This is a genomic window from Trebonia sp. (assembly GCF_049794275.1).
Taxonomy (GTDB): Bacteria; Actinomycetota; Actinomycetes; order Streptosporangiales; family Streptosporangiaceae; genus Trebonia.
Genome location: NZ_JBARCR010000428.1, coordinates 1 through 4,218, shown reverse-complemented (window position 1 = coordinate 4,218; position 4,218 = coordinate 1). Strand labels below are relative to the sequence as shown.

Genomic DNA, 4,218 nt, shown 5'->3' with positions numbered 1-4,218 from the left:
GCCCATCCCGGCCGCACCAGGCCGGCCTCGTACGCGACCACGACGAGCTGCGCCCGACTGAGTGCCCCGTTGCCGTTCGCCGCGGCCACGGCCCTGCTCATAGCCATCGCGCTGGCGGGGGCGGGAGTCGCCGCCCGCACCACCGTCCGCCGCGACATCACCTGACGACTCGCGCCTTACTCCCCAGACTGGCCGGCGGCCCGCACCAGCCGCCGGCCGAGCGCCGTGACGGCCCGCCGGAGCTCGGCGCCGCCGAGCACCCGGAAGGAGGCCTCGATGGCAGCGAGCCGCCCGGCGTACCAGTCGGGGTTGTCGGTCGTGGCCCGGATCAGCGTCCGGTCGCCGTCGGCCGGCTCCAGCAGCCCCATGCTGCGCGGAACCCAGTACGACGTCTGCCGGACCGTGGCCTCGACGAGGACCTCGACGGGGTAGCGCCAGCCCTGGGACAGGTGCTCCTCCAGGGCGCGCAGCGCGTCGAGGCCAGCGGGCGGCGTGAACTCCTCAGGCAGCAGCTCGGCCGCGGCGATCCTGTCGACGCGCAGCACCCGCTGCGCCCCGGCCGTGTGCGACCAGCCCAGCAGGTACCAGCGGCTATGCCGCAGCACGACGGCCCAGGGGTCGACCTCCATCGGCCGGTCCGCTTTCGCCGTCCGGTAGACCAGCCGCAGCCGCCGCCCGGCCGCGCACGATCCGATCAGCGCGGTCGTCAGCTCGGGGCTGACCCGGATCTCGTCATCGGGCGGTGGAACGGTGACCGCGCGCACTGCCCTGACGGGGCCGGCGACCCGCTCGGGCAGCACCCGGATGATCTTGCCGAGCGCGCCGCCCACCAGGTCACCGGGGTCGGCCGCGTTCCTGTGGCCTTCCAGGACGGCCATGACCAGGCCCATCGCCTCGGCGGCGGTGAACGTCAGCGGCGGCAGCCGCAGGCCGCGCCCCACCTGGTAGCCGCCGTAGGGGCCGCTGACCGACTCGATCGGCAGGTCCGCCTCGCGCAGGATGGCGACGTAGCGCCGGGCGGCCCGCTCGGTGACCCCGAGCCGGTCGCCGAGCCGCTGCGCGGTGATGCCGGGAGTGTTCTGGATGGCCTCGAGTGCCAGCAGCGCCCGCGCGGTGGGGCTCAGGTCGTGAGCCAAGGCCGCCTCCATCCCGGTCGTAAACCGTCCGGGACTCACGCTATCGTGCCTTAAATGAGCCACGCCGACCCAGCCGCTCGCGCCGCCCGCGCGGACGCGCGGACGCCGGTCACGGCCGGCGAGCTGACCATCGTCCCGGCGAACGAGGCGTCGTGGGCGGACCTGCGGGCGATCTTCGGCACCTCGGACTACCCGGGCAGGTGCTACTGCCAGCGGTTCAAGACGCGCGGCTGGTTCTGGGGCCAGGGCACCCCAGAGGACCGGCAACGCCGGCTCCGCGACCAGGCGAACTGCGACGACCCGGCGGCCGGGAACACGACAGGGCTGGTGGCCTACCTGGGCGGCGAGCCGGTCGGCTGGGTCGCCGTGGAGCCGCGCACCGAATACCCGCGGCTGATGGGCCTGCCGACGGTCTGGAAGGGCCGGCACGAGGACAAGGCCGACGACGGGGTCTGGGCGGTGACCTGCTTCGCGACCCGCAAGGGGTACCGCAAGCGCGGCATCACCTACGGGCTCGCCGCCGCCACGGTCGGTTACGCCAGGGCGAACGGCGCCAGGGCGCTCGAGGCGTACGCGATGATCACCCAGCCGGGCAAGGAGATCACCTGGGGCGAGCTGCACGTCGGGGCCCGCCAGGTCTTCGCCGAGGCTGGCTTCACCGAGGTGAGCCGCCCCAGCGCGCGGCGCGTGGTGATGCGCGTCGATTTCCCCGGGTGACGCCCTGACGCCGTGACGCCCGCTCAGACCACCCGCGCCGAGATCTGCCGGGCGGCGCCCTGGACGGCGGGCCCGAGCAGGGCGACCAGCTCGGACATCGCCACCGGCGACCAGGGAATGGCGAGGTTGACGGCCGCGACGACCGAGCCGCTGCGCGAGCGCACCGGCGCGGCGATGGACCGCAGTGCGTTCTCGAGCTCCTCGTCATTGACCGCCATCCCGGTGCGGCGCACCTGCTCCAGCTCGGCGAGCAGGGCCGTCCTGTCGGTCAGCGTGCGGGGGCCGCGCTGCGTGAGGTCGATCGTGTCCAGCAGCCGGTCGATATCCTGGCGCGGCAGGAAGGCGAGCAGGGTCTTGCCGGTGGCGCTGCAGTACAGCGGCAGCCGCGAGCCGATGTGCAGGCTGAACTCGAACTGGTGATAGCGGCAGGGCCGCCCGCGGACTCGGTCGATCAAGATCGCGTCGGTGTCGTCGCGGACGGCGAGGTTCGCGGTGTGCCCGGTGGTCTCGGCGAGCCGCCGCAGGTGCGGCGCCGCGATCTCACGCAATTCCAGCGAGCCGAGTACCGCGAACCCCAGGTCGAGGACCCGGGGGCCGAGGCGGTACTTGCGGGTGGCCTCGTCCTGGTGAAGATAGCCGAGCGTGGCCAGGGTCGCGACGTACCGGTGGGCGGTGCTGCGGGTGAGGGCGAGCATGCGCGCCAGCTCACTGATCCCGAGTTCGGGCCGCTCGGGAGTGAATGAGCTGAGGACGGCGAGGCCGCGCTCCAGCGACTGCGAAAAACCCGCGCCGCTGTCTGCCTTGGGCATGTCCCGAATACTAGAACAGTGTGTTGACAATTCGACCGCTCATTTCAACACTCTGACAAAGATTTTCCGTATCCCTCTGCCACGATTTCCGCATCCCTGCGGAAGGAGATATTCAGATCATGACCGACCAGACTGATCAGCCCAGTCCGGGCAAGCCGGACAGTGGCGGTGTTTCCCGGCGCGGCCTGTTCCGCGCGGCCGGCGTCGGCGCGGCCGTCGTCGGGGGCGGCAGCCTGCTCGAGGCCTGCAGCTCGAGCATCAAGGGCGCCTCCGGGGCCGGCAGCACCGCGAGCGCGTCCAGTGGCAAGTCGATCACTATCGGGTGGATCCACCCGCTGACCGGGGACCTGGCCGGGTTCGGCGCCCCGGACAACTGGGTGATCAGCCAGATCAAGGAGACCAGCCCGTACAAGAACGGGTTCAAGATCGGCGGCTCGACCTACGACGTCACCATCAAGTCCTACGACACGCAGTCCAGCGTCACCAGGGCCGGCGACCTGGCCAAGCAGGCCATCCAGCAAGACAACGTCGACCTGCTGCTCGCCTCCTCCACCCCGGAGACGGTCAACGCGGTCGCTAGCCAGGCCGAGACCCTCGGCACCCCGCTGGTCTGCGCGAACATCCCGTGGGAGTCCTGGTATATCAACCTGGGCGGCAACCCGCAGAAGCCCACGCTCAAGCCCAAGTACGTGACGATGTACTTCCTGGGCGCCGAGCACCTGGCCCTGTGCTTCATCCCGATGTGGAACAGGATCGGCGCCCAGTACGGCAACAACCACCTGGTCGCCGCCGCGTTCCCGAACGACTCCGATGGCAACGCGTTCCGCGCCGTGTTCCCGCCCATCCTCAAGGGCGCGGGCTACAAGATGGAACTGTCGTCCCCGTACGCCGACGGCACGACCAACTACTCGTCGATGATCGCCCAGTTCAAGTCCTCAGGCGCGGACTGGTTCACCAACGTGCCGCTGCCGCCCGACTTCGCCACCATGTGGAAGCAGGCGCTCCAGCAGGGCTTCAAGCCGAAGCTGGCGACGGTCGCGAAGGTGCTGCTGTTCCCGACCGACGCGTACGCGATGGGTTCCGAGGTGTACAACATCGCCACCGACAGCTGGTGGGTACCGTCGCTGCCGTGGCACTCCTCGTTCACCGGCCAGTCCTGCCCGGAGCTCGCCGCGGCCTACACGGCGGCGGGCAACGGCCAGCCGAACGCGAACATCAGCAACTACACGCTCTTCGAGATCGCCTACAAGGCGCTCACCTCGGTGAACGACCCGCACAACAAGACGGAAGTAGCCGAAGCCATCCACCAGGTCGTCATTCCCGACGCGGTGGCCGGGCCGATGGACTTCACCTCGTCCAAGGCCCCCGCACCGGGCGTGGTGATCACCCCGCCGGTCGGCATCCAGTGGCAGAAGGGCACCACGTACGCGCTCGAGGCCAAGGTGGTGGACAATACGCTGCTGCCGCAGGCCAAGATCACCGGCGACCTGCTGCCCACGTTCAAGTAAATGCCCGCGGCATAAAAGCATTTGTTCAGCCCGAACACTAATCGCTCC

At 70.3% G+C, this 4,218-nt stretch carries 4 protein-coding genes; 2 read left to right on the top strand and 2 right to left on the bottom strand.

Features of this window, described 5'->3' with window-relative positions:
- Nucleotides 1-176: 176 nt before the first annotated feature.
- On the bottom strand, nt 177-1,136 hold the full coding sequence (locus WA805_RS11690; RefSeq protein ID WP_424564111.1) for a helix-turn-helix transcriptional regulator: 960 nt from the start codon (nt 1,134-1,136) through the stop codon (nt 177-179).
- A gap of 54 nt (nt 1,137-1,190) precedes the next feature.
- Here WA805_RS11690 and WA805_RS11685 point away from each other — a divergent pair, with 54 nt between their 5' ends.
- Nucleotides 1,191-1,853, top strand: coding sequence for a GNAT family N-acetyltransferase (locus WA805_RS11685; RefSeq protein ID WP_422338958.1), 663 nt, complete (start codon nt 1,191-1,193; stop codon nt 1,851-1,853).
- A gap of 23 nt (nt 1,854-1,876) precedes the next feature.
- On the opposite strand, the gene WA805_RS11680 is transcribed toward WA805_RS11685, so the two are convergent.
- Nucleotides 1,877-2,662: an IclR family transcriptional regulator gene (locus tag WA805_RS11680; RefSeq protein ID WP_422338957.1), complete on the bottom strand. Its 786-nt coding sequence runs from the start codon at nt 2,660-2,662 to the stop codon at nt 1,877-1,879.
- Between the two features lie 119 nt (nt 2,663-2,781).
- Between WA805_RS11680 and WA805_RS11675 the strand changes: the two genes are divergently transcribed.
- Nucleotides 2,782-4,170, top strand: a complete 1,389-nt coding sequence (locus WA805_RS11675; protein WP_425242349.1) for an ABC transporter substrate-binding protein — start codon at nt 2,782-2,784, stop codon at nt 4,168-4,170.
- Nucleotides 4,171-4,218 lie beyond the last annotated feature (48 nt).

Coding starts and splice junctions, on each gene's coding strand:
- WA805_RS11685 (WP_422338958.1), top strand. CDS start 1,191: ATGAGCCACGCCGACCCAGCCGCTCGCGCCGCCCGCGCGGACGCGCGG.
- WA805_RS11680 (WP_422338957.1), bottom strand. CDS start 2,662: ATGCCCAAGGCAGACAGCGGCGCGGGTTTTTCGCAGTCGCTGGAGCGC.
- WA805_RS11675 (WP_425242349.1), top strand. CDS start 2,782: ATGACCGACCAGACTGATCAGCCCAGTCCGGGCAAGCCGGACAGTGGC.